The following is a 21316-nucleotide window of genomic DNA, read 5'->3' as shown; positions in this document are numbered from 1 at the left end:
GAGCGCGCCGATCCCGCCGCCGAGCGCCGGGCGATGGCGGCGCTGGCGGCCGATCCCAAGAACCGCGCCGAGAACCTGATGATCGTCGACCTGCTGCGCAACGACGTCGGCCGGGTCGCTGAGCTCGGCAGCGTCTCGGTGCCTGCGCTGTTCGAGGTCGAGGCCTATGAGACGCTCTACCAGATGGTCTCGGTGGTGCGCGGCCGGCTGCGGCCGGGGACGAGCCTGCTCGAGCGATTCCGCGCGCTCTTTCCCTGCGGCTCGGTGACCGGCGCGCCGAAGATCCGGGCGATGGAGGTCATCGCCGGGCTGGAGCGGCGGCCGCGCGAGGCCTACTGCGGCGCGATCGGCTGCATCGCGCCCGACGGCGCCATGGACTTCAACGTCGCGATCCGCACCCTGAAGCTTGGCGCGCCGGAACGGGGCCTGCGCCGCGGCGTCCTCGACGTCGGCTCCGGCCTGGTCTTCGATTCCGAGGCCGGGGCCGAGTACCAGGAATGCCTGCTCAAGGCGCGCTTCCTGACCGACTTGGCGCGGGCGCCGGCCGCCGCCGATGCCCCGGCCTGACTTCCGGCTGATCGAGACGCTGCTGTGGCGCCGGGGCGTGGGCATCGCCCTGCTGGCGCGGCATCGGGCGCGGCTGGCGGGCTCGGCGCGGGACCTGGGATTCCGCTTCGACCCCGAGGCCTTCGAGGCGAGCCTGCGGGCGGCGGTGGCGGAGGCAGCGCCAGAGCCGGGGGCGGAGCCGGCGGCCGAGGCGCTGCGGGTGCGCCTGACCCTGGCCCGCGACGGTGCCCTCGAAGCCACCGCCGAGCCGCAGCCGGCGACGCCGCCGGAGCTAGCCTGGACCCTGGTGGTCTCGGAGCGCCGCCTCGAGGAGTCCGACCCGCTGCTGCGCCACAAGACCAGCCGGCGCGACCTCTACGACGGGGAGCGCGCGCGCCTGCTGCCGGGCAGCGGCGCCCAGGAGGTGCTGTTCCTCAATCGCGCCGGCCGCGTCGCCGACGGCGGCATCACCTGCCTCTACGCCGCCGACCCGGCGGCGCCCGCGGTCCTGCGCACGCCGCCGCTCGCCGACGGCTGCCTCGACTCGGTGCTGCGCGCCGAGCTGCTGGCGGCGGGCCGCGCGCGGGAGGCGAGCCTCACCCTCGGCGACCTGCGGGCCGCGCCCGCCCTCTTCGTCGGCAACGCCCTGCGCGGGCTGATCCGGGCGCGGCTCGCCGAGTAGCCACCGCCGGCGGCGCCTTCGCGTCCGCCCCATTTCATGCCGGCCGGCGCGGTTTCCTGCGCCTTGCTCAGGGGTGGGTCCCGCCAGGGCCGCTTGCGCCTGCGCCGCGCGGCCGCGATGCTTCTGGCCAGATCCAAGGGAGGGGGCAGCGTGAGCGAGACCGCGGTGATCGTCGGGGCCGGCCAGGCCGGGGGCAGGGCGGCGCAGGCGCTGCGCAAGCAAGGCTGGCAGGGCCGGATCCTGCTGCTCGGCGAGGAGCCGGAGGCGCCCTACGAGCGGCCGCCGCTGTCCAAGGAGGTGCTGTCCGCCGGTGCCGATCCCTTGAGCGTGCCGATCTTCAAGGACGGCCAGCTCGCCGCCCTGGAGGTCGAGCTGGAGACCGGCTTCAGGGTCGAGGCGCTTGACGTGGGCGCTCGGCGCCTCGCCGGGCGCGGCGGGCGCCGCCTGGTGTGGGACAGGCTGGTGCTGGCGACCGGCGCGCGGCCGCGACGCCTGGCCTGCCCCGGGGCCGAGCTCGAGGGCGTCCACCTGCTGCGCACCGCCGCGGACGCCCGCGCCCTGGCGCCGGAGCTGGTCGAGGGGCGCTCGGTCGTCCTGGTCGGCGGCGGCTTCATCGGCCTCGAGGTCGCGGCCAGCGCCCGCAAGCGCGGCTGCCGGGTGACGGTGGTCGAGGCGGCGGGCCACCTGATCGGCCGTGCCATGGGCCCGAAGCTGTCGCGCCACCTGCGCAGCCTGCACATCGAGCAGGGCGTGCACATCCGCCTGTCCGGGCAGGTCGCGGCCTTCGAAGGCAGCGGCAGGCTGGAGACGGTGCTGCTCGCCGACGGCACGCGCATGCCGGCCGAGGTCGCCGTCGTCGGCATCGGCTGCCTCGCCGAGGACGCCCTGGCGGCGGGCGCCGGCCTCGCCTGCGAGGACGGTATCCTGACCGACGCCTTCGCGGCGACCTCCGCGCCCGGAGTCTGGGCGGTCGGCGACTGCACCCGCCACGAGAATCGCTGGCTCGGCCGCCGGGTGCGCCTGGAATCCTGGGAGAACGCCGAGCTGGCCCCGCAGGTCGCGGCCAAGGCGATCTGCGGCGCGCCCGAGCCCTACGCGGTCGTGCCCTGGTTCTGGACGGACCAGTACGCGCTCAACCTGCAGCTGCTCGGCCTCAGCGGCTTCGAGGGCGAGCTGGTCTGGCGCGGCCGGCCGCTGGAGGGCCCGGCGATCGCCTTCGAGCTGGAGCACGGCATGATCCGCGGCTCCGCGCTGTTCGACGCCGGGCGCGAGCGCCGCCCGGTGCGCCAGCTGATCGAGCTGCGCGCGCGGGTCCGGGCCGAGGCGCTCGCCGATCCCGACGTCGCCCTGCGCGACCTCGCCAAGTCGGCGGCGGAAGGGGCGGCGGCGGACGAGAGCGGGTGAGCGGCTTCCTCGAGGCGCTGCTCGCCTCGCTGCAGGTCGACCTGCTCGGCTTCGCCCTGCTGCTGGGCGTGCAGCTCGTGGCCGGCGGGGTCAAGGGCGTGCTCGGCATTGGTCTGCCGCTGGTCGCGGTGCCGGTGCTGTCCCTGGTCATGCCGGTGCCGACGGCGATCGCCGTGATGACCCTGCCGATCCTGATCAGCAACCTCTACCAGGGCCTCGACCGGCGTCTGGTCCGGCCGACCTTGCGGCGCTTCTGGCCGATGATCCTGACCGCGATGGCGACCTGCCTGGTCAGCGCGCAGCTGCTGGTCACGCTCGATGCCCGGACCACCTACCTGTCGCTCGGCGTCATCGTCATCGGCTTTGCCGCCTTCAGCCTGGTCGGCGACCGGCTGTCGGTGCCGCCGCGCCTGGAGCGGCCGCTGGGACCGGTGGTCGGCCTGCTGGCCGGCGCGCTCGGCGGGCTGTCCAACTTCTTCGGGCCGCCGATCATCGTCTACCTGGTGTCGCTGAAGCTGACCAAGGACGCCTTCGTCTGTGCCGTCGGCCTGTCCTTCGTCGCCGCCGGCCTGCCGCTGTGGGGCACGCTCGCCGCCGAGGGCGTGCTCGGCACCGCGGAGCTGATCGCCTCGGCGGTCTTCATCCTGCCGGTCATGCTCGGGGTGCTGCTCGGCCAGCGCCTGCGCCGCGTCGTGCCGCAGCGGACCTTCCGGCGCGTCCTGCTCGCGGTCCTGGTGCTGATGGGCCTCCGCGGGGTTCGCGGGGGCGGGGGCTTGGGGCGGGCGGCGGCGCCTCCGGCCGCCGCCGCCGGGCCAGCAGCGGAAACAGCGCGAGGCCCGCGAGGAAGCCGCCGGCGTGGGCCTCCCAGGCGACGTCGGCCTCGTCGGCGCCCGGCAGCGTGCCGTAGTAGGCGAAGGCGAGGTTGAGGGCCATCATCACGGCGACGAAGGCGGCCAGCCGCTTCAGGCGCTCGCCGGGGATGGCGCCGGGCCGGGCGACGAAGACGTGGCCGGCGGCGCCGAGCAGCGCGAAGACCGCGCCCGAGGCGCCGATCGCGACCACCGATTCGCCCCAGTTCAGCAGCACCAGCGCGAGGCCGCCGAGGATCCCGCCGAGGAAGAACAGCAGCAGGAAGCGCCAGGGCCCGAGGAAGCGGTGGACCAGCGAGCCCATTGTCGCCAGCCAGAAGGCGTTGAAGCCGAAGTGCAGCCAGCCGTCGTGCAGGAACAGGCTGGTCACCAGGGTGTAGAGCCGCGACCAGTAGGCCTGGCCGTCGATGAAGATGACCAGGGCGCCCTGGACGAAGATCCACTGCGCGATCGCCGGCGGCGCCAGGCGCTGCGCGGCGAAGGCCAGCAGCAGCGCGACGACCAGGGCGAGTGGCGCCGGCGCCAGGGTCAGGGCCGGGCCGCCGGGGCCGCGGCGGGGCGGGGGCGGCGTGCGCAGATCGAGAACAGGAGACATGGCGGCGGGAGGGGACCTCGGCGGAAGGGGAGCGACCCGCACTCTAGGGGTCGGGCGCCTCGCGGCGAAGCCGAAACCTGCCGGCCGCGCTTTGCGGACCGCAAGCGGGCGAAGGGCGAACGTGCCGGGCGGCGCTTGCCGCCGGCCGACGGACATGCCAAGACCAGCCGCCATGTCCCGCCGCCTGCTTATCCTGGTCAACGACGCCGGCTTCTTCCTGTCGCACCGCCTGCCGCTGGCCCGGGCGGCCGTGGCGGCGGGCTGGGAGGTCGCCGTGGCGACCCGGCCCGACGAGCGCTCGCCGGAGATCGCGGCGGCGGGCCTCGCCTTCCATCCGGTGCCGATCCGGCGCTTCGGGCTGAAGCCGGCGGGCGAGCTGCGCACCGCGCTGGCGGTCGCCGCCCTGTGCCGGCGGCTGCGACCGGACCTGCTGCACTGCGTCACCCTGAAGGCGGCCGTCCCGGGCCTGCTGGCCGCGCGCCTCGCCGGCGTGCCGGCGGCGGTGCTGGCGATCACCGGCTCGGGCCGGACCTACAGCGACGGTGGGCTGGTCTGGCGGCTCCTGCAGCGGGCGATACCGCGCTACCTGTCGCTGCTGGCCGGCCCGCGCACGCGGCTGCTGGTGCAGAATCCGGAGGACGGACGGGCCCTGGCGCCGCGGGGCGCGCTGGCGGAGCGCACGGTGCTGATCCGCGGCTCCGGCGTCGACCTCGCCGCCTTCGCCGCGACCCCCGAGCCGCCGGAGCCGATGACCGTGCTGCTGGCCTCGCGGCTGATCGCCAAGAAGGGCATCGCGGTCTACGTCGAGGCGGCGCGGCGCGCCCGGTCCGAGCGGCCAGACCTGCGCTTCCTGCTGGCCGGCGCGCCGGACCCTGGCAACCCCGACGCCGTGCCCGAGGCGACCCTGCGGGGCTGGCACGAGGCCGGCACGGTCGAGTGGCTCGGCCGGCGCGACGACATGGCGAGGCTGATGGCGGACTGCCACGTCGTCTGCCTGCCCAGCCAGTACGGCGAGGGCGTGCCGAAGTGTCTGATCGAAGGGGCGGCGGCAGGCCGCGCCCTGGTCGCCACCGACGTCGCCGGCTGCCGCGAGGTCTGCCGCGACGGCGAGACCGGCCTGCTGGTGCCGCCGGGCGATGCCGGGGCCCTGGCCGCGGCCTTCTTGAAGCTGGCGGCGGAGCCGGATCTGCGGCGCCGGCTCGGCGCCCGCGCACGGGCCGTCGCCGAAGCCGAGTTCGACGTCGCCTCGGTCAACCGCCGGACCCTCGAGCTCTACGACTCGCTGCTGGACTGAGATGCCCCGGGGACGGTCGTTCCGGGCACCGCGGTCAGCCGCATCAGAGCCGCAGCGACCAGCGGCACGACCAGCCAGTGCAGCTGCCAGACCCCGAAGGCGAGCAGTCCCACGACCAGGATGCTGCAGGCCAGGCCGGCGTCGAGCGCGGTCGCCAGCGGCGGGCCGCGGCGGATGCCCGAGAGGACGAGCAGCAGCAGCAGGCCGCCGAGCAGCAGCCCGACCCAACCGAGCTCGAGCCGGACCTGCAGCGCCGCGTTGTGCGGATGCAGCGGCAGGGCGCCGTGGGTGCCGTCGAAGCGCGGCGAGCCCGGCTTGGCAAGGTCGCGCGAGGCATCCAGGCCCCAGCCGATCAGCGGTCGCTCGTCGATGGCCTCGGCCGCGAAGTTCCAGATGAAGACCCGATGGCGGAACGAGAAGGCCAGGCTCTCCTCCTCCGCCAGCCCCCGGCTCGATATCTCCTTGGCAATCTGCGGCATGGCCAGCAGCAGCACCGCGACGAGCGCCAGCAGGATGCCTCGCGCCAGGCGCGGCGCCGGCAGGCAGAGCAGTGCTGCGACCAGCGCGACCGCGCAGGCGAGGAAGGCCGAGGCGCTGGCGAAGAACCAGAGCAGCGGGATCGTCGCCAGCGGCAGCAGCAGGACGGCGGGCCGCCGCGTCACCGGGAGTCGGGCGGCCAGGGCCGCCGCCGCCGGCCAGACCAGGATGGCGACGGCGACGGCGCCGCGGTTCATCCGGTTGAGCGGGAAGCCGCCGCCGTCGGGCACCCGGTCGACGAGTTGGGCGAACAGCAGGTTGATCGCCCGGCCCGAGGCGCCTTCGAAGGCGAGGAGGGCGACCGCGACGGCGAAGCCGGCGAGCAGCCAGCCGGCGATCCGCCGCCGCTGCTCGGCCGGCTGCCGCCCGGCGTGCAGGACCAGGAAGCCGCCGGCGGCGACCGTGGGCAGGAGCCGCGCCCAGGTCTCGAGGGAGTGCGCCGGGTCGAGTGCCCAGAGCGCCGAGAGCAGCGCCCAGAGGGCGAGCCACAGGGCGCTGGCGCCGACGGCCAGGCCGGGACGGCTGAGCCGCTCGCCCGACAGCACCTCGGCGACCAGGGCGAGGAGGCCGGCCGCCAGGGTCACCGGCACGACGGACAGCGGCAGCAGGACGGCGAGCCCCGGGAAGCAGACGGCCAGCGCGGCGAGCGCGGCGAAGTCCAGGCGGGACGCGAGCTGGGGACGGCTGGGCATCGGGCTGGGCGCTCGGCGCTAGGGCAGGGGGCGCCTCAATGGCACGCTCCCACGGCCGGGGCAAGGCGGGGGGCGGCGAAGCGGATCGCAAGGCGACGGCCGTCGGCTAACCTGGATTTCTCATACTGGAAGCGGTCGGCGACCCGAAGGGCGTGGGTGACGACCCCTTCCAGTATGAGAAATCCAGGCTAGGATGGCCGCGGGACGCGACGGTCCGGCCTCCGAAGGGAAAGCGGCGAGGATGAGCGAGAGCCCTGAGAAGGATCGCCTGGTGCTGGTCACCGGCGCCGGCGGCTTCATCGGCGGCCACCTGGTCGCCGCGCTGCTGCGCGACGGCCACGTCGCCGTGCGCGCCGTCGACATCAAGCCCCTCGACCAGTGGTACCAGCGCTTCTCGGAGGCCGACAACCGGGTGCTCGACCTGCGCGAGCTCGGTCCCTGCCGCGAGGCCGCGAAGGGCGCCGCGACGATCTACAACCTGGCGGCCGACATGGGCGGCATGGGCTTCATCGAGACCCACAAGGCCGAGTGCATGCTGTCGGTGCTGATCAACACGCACATGCTGACGGCCGCGCGCGACCTCGGCTGCGAGCGCTTCTTCTTCGCCTCCTCGGCCTGCGTCTACGCGGCCGACAAGCAGACCGAGGCCGCGGTCACCGCGCTCAAGGAGGCAGATGCCTACCCGGCGATGCCGGAGGACGGCTACGGCTGGGAGAAGCTGTTCAGCGAGCGCATGTGCCGGCACTTTCTCGAGGACTACGGCCTGACCACCCGCGTTGCGCGCTACCACAACGTCTACGGCCCCTGGGGCACCTGGGACGGCGGCCGCGAGAAGGCGCCGGCGGCGATCTGCCGCAAGGTCATCGAGGCCAAGCTGAGCGGCCGCCACGAGATCGAGATCTGGGGCGACGGAGAGCAGACCCGCAGCTTTCTCTACATCGACGACTGCATCGAGGGCACCCGCGTCCTCTTCGCCAGCGACGTCGCCGAGCCGCTGAACATCGGCTCCGACCAGCTGGTGTCGATCAACGAGCTGGTCTCGATCGTCGAGGCGATCGCCGGCGTCCGCCTGAAGCGCAACTACGATCTCGAGGCGCCCAAGGGCGTGCGCGGACGCAACTCCGACAACACCCTCGTCAAGCGGAAGCTCGGCTGGGCGCCTTCGATTCGCCTCGAGCAGGGCATGGAGCTGACCTACCGTTGGATCTACGATCGGATGCTGGCGCGCCGCAACAGCGCGGCCGAGTAGCCGGCGATCGCCGGAGGATCTTCGCGTTGGATCTGAGCAAGGTACCCGTCGGGACCAATCCGCCCTTCGAGGTCAATGTCGTGATCGAGGTCCCGGTTGGCGGCGCGCCGGTCAAGTACGAGCTGGACAAGGAGTCCGGCGCGATCTTCGTCGACCGCTTCCTGCACACGGCGATGTTCTACCCCTGCAACTACGGCTTCGTGCCGCACACCCTGTCCGACGACGGCGACCCCGTGGACGTGCTGGTCGCCGGGCCGCAGCCGGTGGTGCCCGGCGCGGTCGTGCGGGCGCGGCCGATCGGCGTGCTGATCATGTCGGACGAGAAGGGCGAGGACGAGAAGGTGCTGTCGGTGCCGGCCGACGCCCTGCACCCCTACTACAGCGAGATCCACTCCTGGCGTGACCTGCCGCGCATCCTGATCGACCAGATCGCCCACTTCTTCCAGCACTACAAGGACCTGGAGAAGGACAAGTGGGTCGAGATCAAGCACTGGGGCGAGCCCGGGGAGGCCCACAAGATGATCGAGCAGGCGATCCGGCGCCACGACGCCAAGGTCAGTTGAGGCTGCCGCTCATGCGGTGGGCGCGGCGCGTGCCAGTCGTCGCAGCGGCGGCGCCAGCTGCGTCGCCAGGAACAGCAGCAGGGCGGCGACGACGATCGAGGGGCCGGTCGGCGTGTCGGCGAGCCAGGAGCCGCCGATCCCGCCCGCGACGGCGAGGCAGCCGACCCCGGCGGCGATCAGCGCCATTGCCAGTGGCGAGCGCGCCAGCGGCCGCGCCGCCGCCGCCGGCACGATCAGAAGCGAGGTGATCAGCAGGATGCCGACGACCTTCATGGCCAATGCGACCGTGAGGGCGAGCAGGGCGGTCAGGGCGAAGCGCAGGGCGAGCACCGGCAGGCCCTCGGCCTGGGCCATCTCCTCCTGCAGGGTGGCGAGCAGGAGCGGGCGCCAGAGCGCCGCCAGCGTGGCCAGCAGCACCGCTCCGCCGCCCCAGATCCACACCAGGTCCGCGGCGCGCACCGCCAGCACGTCGCCGAACAGGTAGCCCATCAGGTCGACGCGCAGGCTCTCGGCGAAGGACAGCACGACCAGGCCGATGGCCAGGCCGGAATGGGCGAGCAAGCCGAGCAGGGTGTCGGTCGCCAGCTGGCGCTGCTGCTGCAGCCCGACCAGCAGCACGGCGAAGGCGAGGCCCGCCAGCACGATGGCCAGGGTGGTATCGAGGTCGAGCAGGACGCCGATGGCGATACCGAGCAGCGCCGAGTGCGCCAGACTGTCGCCGAGGTAGGCCATGCGCCGCCAGACCACGAAGCAGCCGAGCGGCCCGGCGACCAGCGCGACGCCGACGCCCGCCAGCAGCGCGCGCACGAGGAAGTCGTCGAGCAAGGCGGTCTATCCCCCGGTGCCGGTCGCCTGGGGCTCGGCGCCGCCGCCCAGGTCATGGTGATGGTCGTGACGGTGGTGGTAGATGCCCAGCGCCGACGCCGAGCCGCCGAACAGCGCGGCGAAGGCCGGGTCGAGGCCGACCGCCTCGGGACTGCCGGTGCAGCAGACGTGGCCGTTGAGGCAGACGACTCGGTCGGCGCCGGCCATCACGACGTGCAGGTCGTGGGACACCAGCAGCACGCCGCAGCGGCGCCGGTTGCGCACCGCCCCGATCAGCTCGAAGAGCTCCGCCTGCCCGGCGACGTCGACCGAGCTCGCCGGCTCGTCGAGCACCAGAAGGTCGCTGCCGCGCAGGATCGCCCGGGCCAGCATGACCCGCTGCAGCTCGCCGCCGGAGAGCGCGTGGACCTGGGCGTCCCAGAGCTGCGGCACGCCGACCTCGGCGAGCGATCGCCGCCGCTCGGCCTCGGGCCGGCGTCGCGGCAGCGACAGGAAGCCGGCGACGGTGAGCGGTAGGGTCGGATCGACCGAGAGCCGCTGCGGCACGTAGCCGACCTTGAGGTCCGGCGGGCGGACGACGCGGCCGCGCTCCGGGCGCTGCAGGCCCAGCAGCACCTTGACCAGGGTCGACTTGCCGGCGCCGTTCGGGCCGATCAGGCTGACGATCTCGCCGCGGCGCAGGGTGAAGTCGACGTCCTGCAGCACGCTGCGCCCGCCGAAGCTGACGCCGATGCCGACCGCCTGGGCCAGGATCTCGCTCACCGGGCGGCCTCCCGGCAGCCCTGGCAGAGGCCGAGCAGCTCGACGGTGCGCTGCTCGATGGCGAAGCCGAGCCGCTGCGCCTCGCGGTCGATCGCCTTGTCGATGGTGCCGGCGTCGAGCTCTGCGGCGGTGCGGCAGGAGCGGCAGATGAAGAACTGGCCGCTGTGCCGCGCCTCCGGGACCGGGCAGCCGATGAAGGCGTTCAGGCTCTCGATCCGGTGGATCAGGCCCTGCGCCTGGAGGAAGTCGAGGGCGCGGTAGACCGTCGGCGGCGCGACCCGGCCGCGCTCGCGGCCGAGCTCCTCCAAGAGGTCGTAGGCGCCCTGGGGCGCGTGGCGCGACCAGACCAGCTCCAGCACCTGCCGACGTAGCGCGGTCAGGCGCTCGCCGCGTGCGGCGCAGAGCCGCTCGGCACGGTCGAGCGCCTCGGCCACGCAGGCGGCGTGGTCGTGGGCGGCAGGGGGCAAGGCAGGGTTCCGGTCGGGCATGGGAGAATTGTAGCTTGACGTGTGCATGTTATAAAATAACATTCATGCAGACGCCGACAAGGAGCCATTCGATGACCTTCCTGCGCTGCGCCGCGACGGCGGCTTTCCTCCTGTCCTGCGGCTCTTCGGCGGCCGCCGAGGCGCCGCGGGTGGTCGCCACCATCGGGCCGTTGCAGAGCCTGACCGCCGCGGTGATGGCGGGCGTCGGCAGCCCGGCCCTGCTGGTCCCCGGCGGCGCCTCGCCCCACGCCTACAGCCTCAGGCCGTCCGAGGCGGCGGCGCTGCAGGCGGCGGATCTCGTCGTCTGGATCGGCCCGGCGCTGGAGCGCTTCCTGGAGGAGGGCCTGGACTCCCTGGCGCCCCGGGCCCGCCGGATCGAGGTGCTGGAGCTGGCCGGGCTGACGCTGCTCGAGCCCCGCGAGGGCGGCAACTGGGACAGCCATGCGCACGACCTCGCGGGGGAGCACAGCCACGACGAGGAGCATGACCACGATGACCACGATGAAGCGGCGGACGGTCATGAAGGCCACGGCGAGGACGACCATCGTTACGGTGCCGTCGACGCCCACGTCTGGCTCGATCCCCGCAATGCCCAGACCATCGTGCAGGCAATCGCCGGCACCCTGACCGAGCTCGACCCGGAGCACGCCGCGGTCTATCGGGACAACGCGGCAGGTACCGTCGAGCGCATCGAGGGGTTGCGCGGCGAGCTGGCGGCGCAGCTCGCGCCGGTCGCCGGCCGGCCCTTCGTCGTGTTCCACGACGCCTACGGCTACTTCGAGCGGGCCTTCAGCCTGAACGCAGTCGGCTCGGTCACGGTCAGCCCCGAGCAGCAGCCTTCGGCGCGACGCATCGCCGAGCTGCGGACGCGGATCCGGGAGCTCGGGGCGGCCTGCCTGTTCCGCGAGCCGCAGTTCGCGCCGCGCCTGGTCGAGACCCTGAGCGAAGGCGGCGGGCTGCGCATCGGGGTGCTCGATCCCCTGGGCGCCGATCTCGCGCCGGGCCCCGAGGCTTATCCGAGGCTGCTGCGCAATCTCGCCGACAGCCTGTCCGACTGCCTGGCCGGAGGCGGCTGAGGGCTCGTCCTCGCGCCTCCTCCTCGGGCCCGCCCTTGACCGCCGCGCCCCGCGACCGGATATGAGGAGGCCGGACAGCCCGGCGACAGACCAGGAGCAGGCAGCATGGCGATCTTGCGTCACCTCATCGGCCGCGCCGTCCAGCACGTCGCCAGCGACCCGCGCGCGCGGGCCAAGGCCGAGGGCTTCCTGCGCGACGAGGTCGCGCCGCGCGCCCGCGAGGCGGCGCGCCAGGGACGCGACGCGGCCGAGGTCGTGCGCGATGACTGGCGCGACAGCGCGCAGGACGCGGAGGGCTCGGCGGCCCGCCGGGCCGGGCGCTTCCTCGGCAGGCTGCACAACCGGCTCAACGAGGAGCCGCGGGAGTAGCCGGAACGCAGAACGGGGCGACCCGCAGGCCGCCCCGTCTCCGTCTTGCGTGGCGTCTGGCCAGGAGCCGGGCGGCTCAGGAGCCGATGACGCCGCCGTCTTCCTTGGTGATGACGACGACCGACGGCCTCGGCGGCATGTCGTCCCGGAAGTCGGGCCAGCGGGTCGCGGGGTCCTCGAAGGTCGAGTCCCGCTCGAAGCCCGGATAGTCCTTGGTGCCGTCGGTCGCGACGTGCTGCACGGCGACGAACAGATTGCGGTCGTCGGCGGTGAAGCAGGGGCCGCACATCTCGGCGCCGATCGGCACCCGGTAGAACATCCGGCCCGTCCCGCGGAGCGCGCCCTCGGTCTCCAGCGCCCAGACGCCGTCGGCCGTGCCGGACTTCGACCAGGCCGAGCCCTGGTCGGTGGTGATCCAGAGCCGCCCCCGGTTGTCGACGGCGCAGTTGTCGGGCGAGGCGAACCAGCCGTTCTCGCTGGTCGCCGGGTTCCAGGCGGCGCCGACCTCGGCCACGGCGGGGTCGCCGCACTTGACCAGGATCTCCCAGGCGAAGCGGGTGGCGGTGAAGTCGCTGCCTGCCTCGGCGATCTCGATGATGTGGCCGAAGGCGCTTTCGGCCCGCGGGTTGGCGGCGTCGACCTGGTCCGCGGCCCGCTTGGTGTTGTTGGTCAGCATCACGTAGACCTTGCCGGTCTTCGGATTCGGCTCGACGTCTTCCGGCCGGTCCATCCGGGTCGCACCCAGCAGGTCGCCGGCGAGGCGCGCGTCGATCACAACGTCGGCCTGGCTGTGGAAGCCGTTCTCCGGGGTCAGCGGGCCCTCGCCGAAGACCAGCGGCAGCCACTCGCCGCCGCCGTCCTCGTCGAAGCGCGCGACGAAGAGCGTGCCCTCGTCGAGTAGGTCCCTGTTGGCCGCACGGTCGCTCGGGTCGAAGCTTCCGGCGGTGACGAACTTGTAGACGTAGTCGAAGCGCTCGTCGTCGCCCATGTAGATCACGACCTGACCGCCGGGGGCGACCACCGTCTCGCCGCCCTCGTGCTTGAAGCGACCGAGCGCGGTCCGCTTCTTCGGTCTCGAGGTCGGGTCGAGCGGGTCGATCTCGACGATCCAGCCGAAGCGGTTGACCTCGTTCGCCTCCTTGGAGACGTCGAAGCGGTCGTGGAACTTGCCCCAGGCGTACCAGCCGCCCGGCGCGCCGTAGCGCTTCAGCTTGGCCTCCTCGGGGTGGCCGGCGGCCTCGCCCCAGAAGTAGCCGTTGAAGTTCTCCTCGGCGGTCAGGTAGGTGCCCCAGGGCGTGATCCCGCCGGCGCAGTTGTTGAGCGTGCCGATGACCAGCTTGCCGCTCGGGTCGGCCGAGGTCTTGAGCCGGTCGTGCCCGGCCGCCGGGCCGGCGACCGCGATCTCGGTCGTGCCGCCGGTGATGCGCCGGTTGTAGCTGCTGTCGGGGACCAGCGCCCAGGCGCCGTCCTGCCTGCGGATCTCGACGATGGAGGCGCCGTGGGCGGCCAGCTCGATGTCGACCAGTTCGCGCGTCATGCCGGCGAAGTCGGCCTTGTCCTGGCGACCGAGGCCCGGGAACATGACCTCCTCGCTGGTGTACTCGTGGTTGACGCAGAGCAGGCCGTGGTCGCTGCTGTCCGAACCGGCGGGCAGCGGCACGAAGCCGAGGAAGTCGTTGTTGTAGCCGAACTGCTGGGCCTGGGCGGCGGCGGTCTGGTTCAGCGGGTCGAAGGCGGGGGCGCCCTCGACCACCGGGTCGCCCCAGCGGATCAGGACATCGGCCCGGTAGCCCGGGGCGACGTGGTGGGTCTCGTCGACGCCGTGCTCGATCTCGGTGAAGCCGAAGGAGCCGCCGGCGGCCAGCGCCTGGCGGAAGGTCGGGGCGAGGCCGGCGCCGCCGGCAAGGGCCGAGACGGCGGCGACGCCGAGCATCCCGCGCAGCACGTCGCGCCGGCCGAAGCGGGCGTTGACGACGTCGCCGATGGTCGGATTGGCGCTGGCATTGCTGCCGACGTCCTCGGAAGCCTCATAGGCCTCGGCGCGGCAGGAGTACTCGGCCGCTTCGGCGCCCGGACGGATAGGGTCCATGTCTGTCGATCTCCTTGGAAGCAGCGGGGGATTCGTCGCGGGCCGCCGTACCGTAGCCGGAGCGCTCGGCCCGCCGCGCCTCTGTCGAGCGCGTCGGGGCCACAGGTAGCGGACTTTCTTGACGCCGGGGTTACGCCGCCGTGAACTTAAGCGGACAGCGGCACCCCTCGTGGCGCCGCACAGGGGGCGGCAGCAGAGGTCCTGCGTCAGGTCGCGTCGAGATCCCCTGCCCCAGGCGCCTGCACTGGCCGAGGCGCCTGCTTGATCGCCTCGAAGGCCGCCAGGGCCTTCTCGCGCGCCCGGCGGTGGTCGACCAGCGGCTCGGGATAGTCGGTGCCGAGGCGCAGCCCCGCCGGCCGCAGCACCGACTCCGGCGCCTCCCAGGGCTTGTGCAGGTAGCGGTCCGGCAGCCGGGCGAGCTCGGGGACCCAGCGGCGCACGTAGTCGCCGCGGGGATCGAACTTCTCGCCCTGCAGGACGGGATTGAAGATGCGGAAGAAGGGTGCCGCGTCGGCGCCGCAGCCGGCGACCCACTGCCAGCTCGCGGCGTTGTTGGCGAGGTCGGCGTCGACCAGCGTGTCCCGGAACCAGGCCTCGCCGCGCTGCCAGGGGATCAGCAGGTCCTTGACCAGGAAGGAGGCCACGATCATGCGCAGGCGGTTGTGCAGCCAGCCGCTGTGCCAGAGCTGGCGCATGCCGGCGTCGACGATCGGGTAGCCGGTCAGCCCGCGGCACCAGGCGCGGAAGAGGCCTTCGTCGTCCGACCAGGGGAAGGCCTCGAACTGCGCGCGCAAGGGCGCCTCGGGCAGGGTGGGATGGTGGTAGAGCAGGTGGTGGGAGAACTCGCGCCAGCCCAGCTCGGCCAGGAACTTCCAGGCGGAGCTGCCGGCCGCGCGGGGCCGGCCGTCCTGGCGCTCCAGGAAGGCCTGGACGGCGGCCCAGACCTGGCGCGGCCCGATCTCCCCGAAGTGCAGGTGCGGCGACAGCCGGGAGGTCGAGTCGAGGTCGGGGCGATCGCGCTCGCTGGCGTAGTCCTCGAGGCCGTGCTCCAGGAAGGCGTCGAGCCGGCCTTGCGCCGAGGCCTCGCCCGGGGTCCAGGTCTCGCGCAGGCCGCCGGCCCAGTCGGGCCGCCTCGGCAGCAGGCCCCAATCGTCCAGCAAGTCGCCCGCGACGCCCGCGACGCTGGTCATGGGGCCAGGCGCCGGCCAGGGATCCGCGACCGGCCGCTGCTGCAGGGCGCGCCAGAAGGCCGAGTAGACGCCGAAGGGGCCGCCCGCTTTGGTCTTCACGGTCCAGGGCTCGTGCAGCAGCGCCGCGTTGAAGCTCTCGACCTCCAGGCCGTCGCCGGCCAGTTCCCGCTTGAGCGCCCGGTCGCGGGCGATGCGCCAGGGTTCGTAGCAGCGGTTCCAGTAGACGGCGCCGGCGCCGGTCGAGCGCGCCACCTCGGGCAGGATCTCGGCGGCCCGGCCGCGGCGCAGGACCAGGGACAGGCCGCGCTGCCTAAGGCTCCCGGCCAACGCCGCCAGCGAATGGTGCAGCCACCAGCGCCGGGCGCCGCCGAAGCCCCGGTCGCCGGCTTCGGCGTCGTCGAGCACGAACAGCGGCACCACTGGAGCCCCGCGTCCGGCGGCCGCCTGCAGCGCCGGGTTGTCGCAGACCCGCAGATCCAGGCGGAACCAGACGAGGGTCGGAGAATGGGTCACCGAGGGATTCCGGAGAAGGTTTCGCGCTAGGCACACACAGGGTGCGCCGCCTGCAATATACGCTTGTCCGAGGGCGCTGGATCACTCACGAGACGCCCAATTAATCGTGATTTTTCAATTGCTTGATGGTGGCCGAGCCGACGCTAGCTTCGGTCGAGGCCGCGGCGCCTCTGCCCGGTCGACCGTCATCACCCTCAAGGAAGGATTAATCGTCATGCGCATCCTGCACAGCCTCGCCGCGGCCGCCGTCGCCCTGCCGCTCGCCCTCTCGGCCGGCGCCGCCAAGGCCGCCGACATCGTCGACACCGCCATCTCGGCCGGCCAGTTCGAGACCCTGGTCGCCGCGGTCAAGGCCGCCGGCCTGGTCGATACCCTGAAGGGCGAGGGCCCCTTCACCGTCTTCGCGCCGACCGACGAGGCCTTCGCGAAGCTGCCCGCCGGCACGGTCGAGGACCTGCTGAAGCCCGAGAACAAGGACAAGCTGGTCGCCGTGCTGACCTACCACGTCATCCCCGGCCGGGTGACCGCCGGCGACATCGCCGGCACCCAGTCGCTGGTCGAGACGGTCCAGGGCTCGACCATCGAGATCGACGCCACGGGCGACGGCGTCATGGTCGACGAGGCGAGCGTCGTGCAGGCCGACGTCATGGCCGACAACGGCGTCATTCACGTCATCGACCAGGTGGTCATGCCGTAGCGGCGGACACAGTCCCGAGCGCAGGCCAGGGGCCGGTCCTTCGGGGCCGGCCCCTTTCCTCGTCTCAGGCGATCGGCTGCAGGGCCTCGGCCGGAAAGCGGTAGACCGCGCGGCTGCCCAGCAGGGCGACCTCGAAGCCCTCGGGGAACAGGCGGCGGATCGCCGGGCTCAGCACGTCGAGCCCGCCGGCGAAGGCGCCGAAGGCGGGCAGGATCAGGCGCCGCCCGTCGCCGACGAAGCAGCGCGCCCAGACGTCGCGCGCGCGCAGCCTGACCCGAGCCTTGGGGTGGAAGTGGCCGGAAAGCTCGCCGGCTGCCTCGGCCTCCAGCGCCTCGTGGCGGAACACCAGGCCGCCGAGAGCCAGCTCGGCTTCGACGCGCCCGCCGAGCCCGGCCGGCGGCGCCGGGTCGTGGTTGCCGGCGATCCAGACCCAGTCGGTCGCCGCCGCCAGCTCCGCGATCAGCGCCCGCGCCTCCGGCGCCAGCCGTCCGGCGGCGGCGCGGTCGTGGAAGGAATCGCCGAGGCAGACCAGCCGCTTCGGGCGCCGTAGCCGGACCGCGGCGGCGAGGCGTTGCAGGGTCGCCGCCGTGTCGTAGGGCGGCAGCAGCTGGCCGCGGCCGGCAAAGGCGGTCGCCTTCTCCAGGTGCAGGTCGGCCACGACCAGGGTCTCGCACTCGGGCCACCAGAGCGCGCCCGAGGGCTCCGGCACCAGGGTCGCGCCGGCCACCGTCAGCAGGGTCTCGCCCGGGAGGGGTGAAACGAGAACGGAGGACATGGCCGCATCCTACGCGGATGGCCGGCCTGGGCAAGCGATGACGCAACCGCGCGAAACCAGGAATCCCCGGAGAGGCGGCCGGACCTCGCATCCAAGCAAGGTCGCGTCGGCCGTGACGTCCCTATGGATTCCCGCCTTCGCGGGAATGACGGGGAGGGGGCGGAGGGTCACGGGAATCGGCCGTCGCCTCGGCGATCAGCGCCTCGGCGGCCTCCTCGAGCAGCGCGTCGATCGCACCGCCGTAGACCTGCTCGCGGCCGATCTCGAGCAGCACCGGCACGGCCAGCGGCGAGACGCGGTCGAGCCGCTTGTGGAGGATCCTGCCCTGAACCCGCGCCAGCATGGCGGCGAGGCGGCCGATGTCGGTCAGGCCGCCGGCGGCGTCGGCGCGGGTCGCGCGCAGCAGCAGGTGGTCGGGCTGGTGCTTCCTCAGCACGTCGTAGATCAGGTCGGCCGAGAAGGTGACCTGGCGCCCGGACTTCTCGGCGCCCGGCAGGCGCCGCTCGATCAGGCCGGCGATGACGGCGACGTTGCGGAAGGTGCGCTTGAGCAGCGAGGACTCCGCCATCCACTCCTCCAGGTCGTCGCCGAGCATGTCCTGGTCGAACAGGCCGGCGATGTCCTCGGCCGGATGCACGGACCAGACGGCGATGACGTAGTCAGTGGCGACGAAGCCGAGCGGCCCGAGGCCGGCGCGCTCCATGCGCCGGGTCAGCAGCATGCCGAGGGTCTGGTGGGCGTTGCGGCCCTCGAAGCTGTAGGCGACCAGGAAGGCCTTGCCGCCGCGCGGGAAGGTCTCGACCAGCAGGCCGTCGGGCGGCGGCAGCAGCGAGCGCCGGCGCTGCAGGCGCAGCCATTCCGCGACGTCTCCCGTCTCCTCCTCCTCGCCCCGGTCCTCCGGCCGCGCCAGCAGTCCGCGCACCCGCTCGGCCAGGTGCGTCGTCAGCGGCAGGCGGCCGCCCATGTAGGCCGGGATCTTGGGCTCGCCGCCGGCGCCGGCGCGCGAGACGAGGACGTCGGTCTCGCGCAGCGCCTCGTAGCGCAGCAGCTGGCCGGCGAAGAGGAAGCTGTCGCCCGGCACCATGGTCTGCACGAAGTACTCCTCGACCTCGCCGAGACGCCGGCCGCCGGCGAGGCGCACCTTGAGGGTCGGCGCCTCGACGATGACGCCGAGGTTCATGCGGTAGCGCTTGACGTGCTGCGGCCCGGCGACCCGCCAGCGGCCCTCGCGGTCCCGCACCAGCCGGCGGAAGCGCTCGTAGCTCTTGAGCGCGTAGCCGCCGGTCGCGACGAAGGCCAGGGCGTCGTCGAAGTCGCGGCGCGACAGGCCGGCGTAGGGCTCGGTCGCGCTGACCTGGGCGAACAGCGCCTCGGCCTCGAAGGGGCCGGCGCAGGCGGTGCCGAGAATGTGCTGGGCGAGCACGTCGAGGCCGCCGGGGCGCGGCGCCTCGCCGTCCAGGGTCATGGCGGCGACGCCGTCGCGCGCCGCCCGGCACTCCAGCACCTCGAAGCGGTTGGCCGGCACCAGCAGGCAGCGGCTCGGCGCGTCGAGCCGGTGGTTGGCGCGCCCGAGCCGCTGCAGCAGGCGCGAGACGCCCTTGGGCGCGCCGATCTGGACGACCAGGTCGACGCCGCCCCAGTCGATGCCGAGGTCGAGGGAGGAGGTCGCGACCACGGCGCGCAGGCTGCCCTTGGCCATCGCGGCCTCGACCCGGCGGCGCTGCTCGACCGCCAGGCTGCCGTGGTGCAGCCCGATCGGCAGGGCCGCCTCGTTGAGCCGCCAGAGCTCCTGGAAGACCAGCTCGGCCTGGGCCCTTGTGTTGACGAAGACCAGGGTGACGCCGGCGGCGCGGATCCGCTCGTAGACCTCGGGCAGGGCGTGCAGGGCCATGTGGCCGGCCCAGGGCAGGCGCGCCCGCGACGCCAGGATCTCGATCTCCGGCCGGGCGCCGCCGCGGCCGACGATCAGGCTGACCGGCGCCCCCTCGGCGCGCCCCGTCGGCGACAGCCAGGCGACCAGGCGCGCCGGGTCCTGCACCGTCGCCGAGAGCCCGACCCGGCGCGCCGCCGGCGCCTGGGCGGCAAGGCGCGCCAAGCCGGTGAGGCGCGAGAGCCCGAGCGCCAGCAGGTCGCCGCGCTTGCTGCCGGCCAGCGCGTGCAGCTCGTCGACGACGATGCAGCGCAGGCCGGCGAAGATCTGCGGCGCGTCGTGGTAGCTCAGCAGCAGCGCCAGGGACTCCGGCGTCGTCAGCAGGATCTGCGGCGGCTTCTTGCGCTGGCGCGTGCGCTTGGCCTGGGGCGTGTCGCCGGTGCGGGTCTCGGCGGCGACCTCGAGGCCGAGCTCGCGGATCGGCGCCGTCAGGTTGCGCTCGATGTCGACGGCCAGGGCCTTGAGCGGCGAGACGTAGAGGGTGTGCAGGCCCTCGGCCGGCGCCTCGGCCAGCTCGATCAGGCTCGGCAGGAAGCCGGCCAGGGTCTTGCCGCCGCCGGTCGGCGCGATCAGCAGGGCCGAGCGGCCGGCGCGCGCCGCGGCCAGCATCTCCAGCTGGTGGCGGTGCGGCTGCCAGCCGCGCGCCTCGAACCAGGCCGCGAAGGCCGCCGGCAGGGCCGGCAGGCCGCTCGGCTCAGGCACTCTCGGAGGCGCCACTCTCGGGTGCGCCAGTCTCGGGTGCACGGGGGCGGGCCAGCGCGGCCGCGATGCGGCCGGCGAGCCGGGCGTTCTCGATCAGCAGGGCGCGGTTGGCGGCCAGGGTGGCGCCGCCCGAGAGGACGTGCAGGCGCGACAGCAGAAAGGGCGTGACCGCCTTGCCGGCGACGCCCTGGTCGGCCGCCTCCTGCTCGGCCTCGGCCAGCCAGCCGGCGAAGCGGGCGGGATCGAGCGCGGCGGCCGCGGGCGGCGGGTTGGCGACGAGCGCGCCGCCGCCGAGGCCGAGACTCCACTGCGCCGCCAGGATCGCCGCCGCCTCTTCGGGGCTGTCGGCGCGCGCCGGCACCGGGTGCTCCGACTCCCGGAGATAAAAGGCCGGCAGGCGGGCGCAGCCGTAGCCGACCAGCGGCACGCCGAGCGTCTCCAGCAGCTCCAGGGTCCGGGGCAGGTCGAGGATCGACTTGGCGCCGCTGCAGACGACCGCGACCGGCGTGCGCGCCAGCTCGGCGAGGTCGGCCGAGATGTCGAAGCTGCTCTCGGCGCCGCGGTGGACCCCGCCGAGGCCGCCGGTCGCCATCGTCGCGATGCCGGCCAGCGCCGCCGCCGCCATGGTGCCGGCGACCGTGGTCGCGCCGAGGGCGCGGCTCGCCAGCACGGCGCCGAAGTCGCGCCGGCTGACCTTCATCACCGGGACGCCGCCGCGCGCCAGGCGCTGCAGGGTGTCGGGGTCGAGGCCGATGCGCAGCCGGCCGTCGGCCAGCGCCACGGTCGCCGGCACCGCGCCGGCCTCGCGCACCGCCGCCTCGATCGCCTCGGCGGCGTGCAGGTTGTCCGGCCAGGGCAGGCCGTGGGCGATGACGGTCGATTCCAGCGCGACCACCGCCCGGCCCTCGGCCCGGGCGGTCGCGACCTCCTCGGCCGTGTCGATAGGGGCGTCGATGGGAGCCTGGGTCATGGCCCCTGAGGTAGCATGGCAGGGCCGCGGCGAAAATCACCCGGGCGTCGCCGCCACGGCGCTTCGTGGTTCGACAAGCTCACCATGAAGCGACGGGGAGGCCGGGGCGGCGTCCGGAGGGAGGCGGCCTCGGGCGTGGCGCCCGCTCGCCCGGGCGCGCTCCCTAGGCCCGGTCGCGCTTCACCCTGAGCTTGTCGAAGGGCGAACCACGAAGCGCGAGGAAGCGCCGCCGGAGGCCTCCCTTCTCCCGTCATCCCGGGCGGTAGGCGAGCCCGAAAGCCTTGGCTTTCGGTCTTGCGAGCCTTGCGACCCGGGATCCAGGGGCACGGGCGGCTGGGCCCCTGGATCCCGGATAGCTCGCTTTGCCGGGCAAAGCGGCTTCCGGGATGACGGGGAAGCGGAGGTGCGCCGGTGTCGCCGCCACGGCGCTTCGTGGTTCGACAGGCTCACCATGAAGCGACGGGGAGGCCGGGGCGGCGTCAGGTGCGGTCACCCGGTC

The 21316-nt window shown here is 73.8% G+C and carries 19 protein-coding genes and 1 pseudogene; 10 read left to right on the top strand and 10 right to left on the bottom strand.

Features of this window, described 5'->3' with window-relative positions; translation table 11 throughout:
* From WD341_RS08645 to WD341_RS08630, 4 genes and pseudogenes are all read left to right on the top strand, one after another.
* Window positions 1-567, top strand: a 567-nt coding sequence (locus WD341_RS08645) for a chorismate-binding protein (RefSeq protein ID WP_368425040.1), incomplete at its 5' end; no start/stop codon positions are given.
* Window positions 554-1228 (top strand): aminotransferase class IV, encoded by a 675-nt coding sequence (locus WD341_RS08640; RefSeq protein ID WP_368425039.1) that lies wholly within the window; start codon window positions 554-556, stop codon window positions 1226-1228. The genes WD341_RS08645 and WD341_RS08640, both read left to right, overlap by 14 nt.
* A 150-nt stretch (window positions 1229-1378) precedes the next feature.
* Window positions 1379-2632 (top strand): NAD(P)/FAD-dependent oxidoreductase, encoded by a 1254-nt coding sequence (locus WD341_RS08635; protein ID WP_368425038.1) that lies wholly within the window; start codon window positions 1379-1381, stop codon window positions 2630-2632.
* Window positions 2629-3324: pseudogene (locus WD341_RS08630) on the top strand (TSUP family transporter); the annotation flags it as partial. The gene WD341_RS08635 and the pseudogene WD341_RS08630, both read left to right, overlap by 4 nt.
* Here WD341_RS08630 and WD341_RS08625 read toward each other — a convergent pair.
* Window positions 3284-4096 (bottom strand): rhomboid family intramembrane serine protease, encoded by an 813-nt coding sequence (locus WD341_RS08625; RefSeq protein WP_368425037.1) that lies wholly within the window; start codon window positions 4094-4096, stop codon window positions 3284-3286. The pseudogene WD341_RS08630 and the gene WD341_RS08625 overlap by 41 nt on opposite strands.
* A gap of 172 nt (window positions 4097-4268) precedes the next feature.
* Here WD341_RS08625 and WD341_RS08620 point away from each other — a divergent pair, with 172 nt between their 5' ends.
* Window positions 4269-5390 (top strand): glycosyltransferase family 4 protein, encoded by a 1122-nt coding sequence (locus tag WD341_RS08620; RefSeq protein ID WP_368425036.1) that lies wholly within the window; start codon window positions 4269-4271, stop codon window positions 5388-5390.
* Here the strand turns inward: WD341_RS08620 and WD341_RS08615 are convergent.
* Window positions 5369-6619, bottom strand: a complete 1251-nt coding sequence (locus WD341_RS08615) for an O-antigen ligase family protein (protein WP_368425035.1) — start codon at window positions 6617-6619, stop codon at window positions 5369-5371. The two genes, WD341_RS08620 and WD341_RS08615, sit on opposite strands and share 22 nt — an antisense overlap.
* Window positions 6620-6860: 241 nt before the next feature.
* Between WD341_RS08615 and WD341_RS08610 the strand changes: the two genes are divergently transcribed.
* Window positions 6861-7868 carry an NAD-dependent epimerase/dehydratase family protein gene (locus WD341_RS08610; protein WP_368425034.1) on the top strand — a complete coding sequence of 336 codons (1008 nt, stop codon included), beginning with the start codon at window positions 6861-6863 and terminating at the stop codon, window positions 7866-7868.
* Window positions 7869-7894: 26 nt separating this feature from the next.
* A complete protein-coding gene (gene ppa / locus WD341_RS08605) occupies window positions 7895-8431 on the top strand; it encodes an inorganic diphosphatase (protein WP_368425033.1) in 537 nt (178 codons plus the stop codon).
* Window positions 8432-8440: 9 nt separating this feature from the next.
* Here ppa and WD341_RS08600 read toward each other — a convergent pair whose 3' ends face one another.
* From WD341_RS08600 to WD341_RS08590, 3 genes are read right to left on the bottom strand one after another with little or no spacing between them, the layout of a single operon-like run.
* Window positions 8441-9256 carry a metal ABC transporter permease gene (locus WD341_RS08600; RefSeq protein ID WP_368425032.1) on the bottom strand — a complete coding sequence of 272 codons (816 nt, stop codon included), beginning with the start codon at window positions 9254-9256 and terminating at the stop codon, window positions 8441-8443.
* Between the two features lie 6 nt (window positions 9257-9262).
* Entirely contained in the window at window positions 9263-10018 is a 756-nt protein-coding gene (locus WD341_RS08595; RefSeq protein WP_368425031.1) for an ATP-binding cassette domain-containing protein, read from the bottom strand.
* Complete coding sequence (locus tag WD341_RS08590) at window positions 10015-10506, bottom strand: Fur family transcriptional regulator (RefSeq protein ID WP_368425030.1); 492 nt, start codon at window positions 10504-10506, stop codon at window positions 10015-10017. Before WD341_RS08590 ends, WD341_RS08595 begins: the two co-directional genes overlap by 4 nt.
* A 71-nt stretch (window positions 10507-10577) precedes the next feature.
* Between WD341_RS08590 and WD341_RS08585 the strand changes: the two genes are divergently transcribed.
* Window positions 10578-11582: a zinc ABC transporter substrate-binding protein gene (locus WD341_RS08585; RefSeq protein ID WP_368425029.1), complete on the top strand. Its 1005-nt coding sequence runs from the start codon at window positions 10578-10580 to the stop codon at window positions 11580-11582.
* A 105-nt stretch (window positions 11583-11687) separates the two neighbouring features.
* Complete coding sequence (locus WD341_RS08580; RefSeq protein WP_368425028.1) at window positions 11688-11951, top strand: hypothetical protein; 264 nt, start codon at window positions 11688-11690, stop codon at window positions 11949-11951.
* A 76-nt stretch (window positions 11952-12027) separates the two neighbouring features.
* On the opposite strand, the gene WD341_RS08575 is transcribed toward WD341_RS08580, so the two are convergent.
* Together WD341_RS08575 and WD341_RS08570 are read right to left on the bottom strand one after the other, a co-directional pair.
* On the bottom strand, window positions 12028-14040 hold the full coding sequence (locus WD341_RS08575; protein ID WP_368425027.1) for a PhoX family phosphatase: 2013 nt from the start codon (window positions 14038-14040) through the stop codon (window positions 12028-12030).
* Between the two features lie 206 nt (window positions 14041-14246).
* Window positions 14247-15743, bottom strand: a complete 1497-nt coding sequence (locus WD341_RS08570; RefSeq protein ID WP_368425026.1) for a deoxyribodipyrimidine photo-lyase — start codon at window positions 15741-15743, stop codon at window positions 14247-14249.
* A 214-nt stretch (window positions 15744-15957) separates the two neighbouring features.
* Here WD341_RS08570 and WD341_RS08565 point away from each other — a divergent pair, with 214 nt between their 5' ends.
* Window positions 15958-16440 carry a fasciclin domain-containing protein gene (locus tag WD341_RS08565; protein ID WP_368425025.1) on the top strand — a complete coding sequence of 161 codons (483 nt, stop codon included), beginning with the start codon at window positions 15958-15960 and terminating at the stop codon, window positions 16438-16440.
* A gap of 64 nt (window positions 16441-16504) precedes the next feature.
* Here WD341_RS08565 and pdeM read toward each other — a convergent pair whose 3' ends face one another.
* The 3 genes from pdeM to WD341_RS08550 all read right to left on the bottom strand — a co-directional run bounded on the left by pdeM (window position 16505) and on the right by WD341_RS08550 (window position 20817).
* Window positions 16505-17215, bottom strand: coding sequence for a ligase-associated DNA damage response endonuclease PdeM (gene pdeM, locus WD341_RS08560; RefSeq protein ID WP_368425024.1), 711 nt, complete (start codon window positions 17213-17215; stop codon window positions 16505-16507).
* A gap of 121 nt (window positions 17216-17336) precedes the next feature.
* Window positions 17337-19847, bottom strand: coding sequence for a ligase-associated DNA damage response DEXH box helicase (locus WD341_RS08555; protein WP_368425023.1), 2511 nt, complete (start codon window positions 19845-19847; stop codon window positions 17337-17339).
* The gene (locus WD341_RS08550) at window positions 19840-20817 is read right to left on the bottom strand and encodes a pseudouridine-5'-phosphate glycosidase (protein ID WP_368425022.1); all 978 of its coding nucleotides are present in this window, start codon (window positions 20815-20817) and stop codon (window positions 19840-19842) included. Before WD341_RS08550 ends, WD341_RS08555 begins: the two co-directional genes overlap by 8 nt.
* Window positions 20818-21316 lie beyond the last annotated feature (499 nt).

The sequence above is a fragment of the Tistlia sp. genome, assembly GCF_040905785.1.
In the GTDB taxonomy this organism is placed as follows: Bacteria; Pseudomonadota; Alphaproteobacteria; order Kiloniellales; family DSM-21159; genus Tistlia.
The sequence above is the reverse complement of the archived record's forward strand: the minus strand, read 5'-3'. Positions and strand labels throughout refer to the sequence as shown.

Coding starts and splice junctions, on each gene's coding strand:
- WD341_RS08585 (WP_368425029.1), top strand. CDS start 10,578: ATGACCTTCCTGCGCTGCGCCGCGACGGCGGCTTTCCTCCTGTCCTGC.
- WD341_RS08575 (WP_368425027.1), bottom strand. CDS start 14,040: ATGGACCCTATCCGTCCGGGCGCCGAAGCGGCCGAGTACTCCTGCCGC.
- WD341_RS08640 (WP_368425039.1), top strand. CDS start 554: ATGCCCCGGCCTGACTTCCGGCTGATCGAGACGCTGCTGTGGCGCCGG.
- WD341_RS08580 (WP_368425028.1), top strand. CDS start 11,688: ATGGCGATCTTGCGTCACCTCATCGGCCGCGCCGTCCAGCACGTCGCC.
- WD341_RS08625 (WP_368425037.1), bottom strand. CDS start 4,096: ATGTCTCCTGTTCTCGATCTGCGCACGCCGCCCCCGCCCCGCCGCGGC.
- WD341_RS08615 (WP_368425035.1), bottom strand. CDS start 6,619: ATGCCCAGCCGTCCCCAGCTCGCGTCCCGCCTGGACTTCGCCGCGCTC.
- WD341_RS08550 (WP_368425022.1), bottom strand. CDS start 20,817: ATGACCCAGGCTCCCATCGACGCCCCTATCGACACGGCCGAGGAGGTC.
- WD341_RS08610 (WP_368425034.1), top strand. CDS start 6,861: ATGAGCGAGAGCCCTGAGAAGGATCGCCTGGTGCTGGTCACCGGCGCC.
- WD341_RS08590 (WP_368425030.1), bottom strand. CDS start 10,506: ATGCCCGACCGGAACCCTGCCTTGCCCCCTGCCGCCCACGACCACGCC.
- pdeM (WP_368425024.1), bottom strand. CDS start 17,215: ATGTCCTCCGTTCTCGTTTCACCCCTCCCGGGCGAGACCCTGCTGACG.
- WD341_RS08620 (WP_368425036.1), top strand. CDS start 4,269: ATGTCCCGCCGCCTGCTTATCCTGGTCAACGACGCCGGCTTCTTCCTG.
- WD341_RS08565 (WP_368425025.1), top strand. CDS start 15,958: ATGCGCATCCTGCACAGCCTCGCCGCGGCCGCCGTCGCCCTGCCGCTC.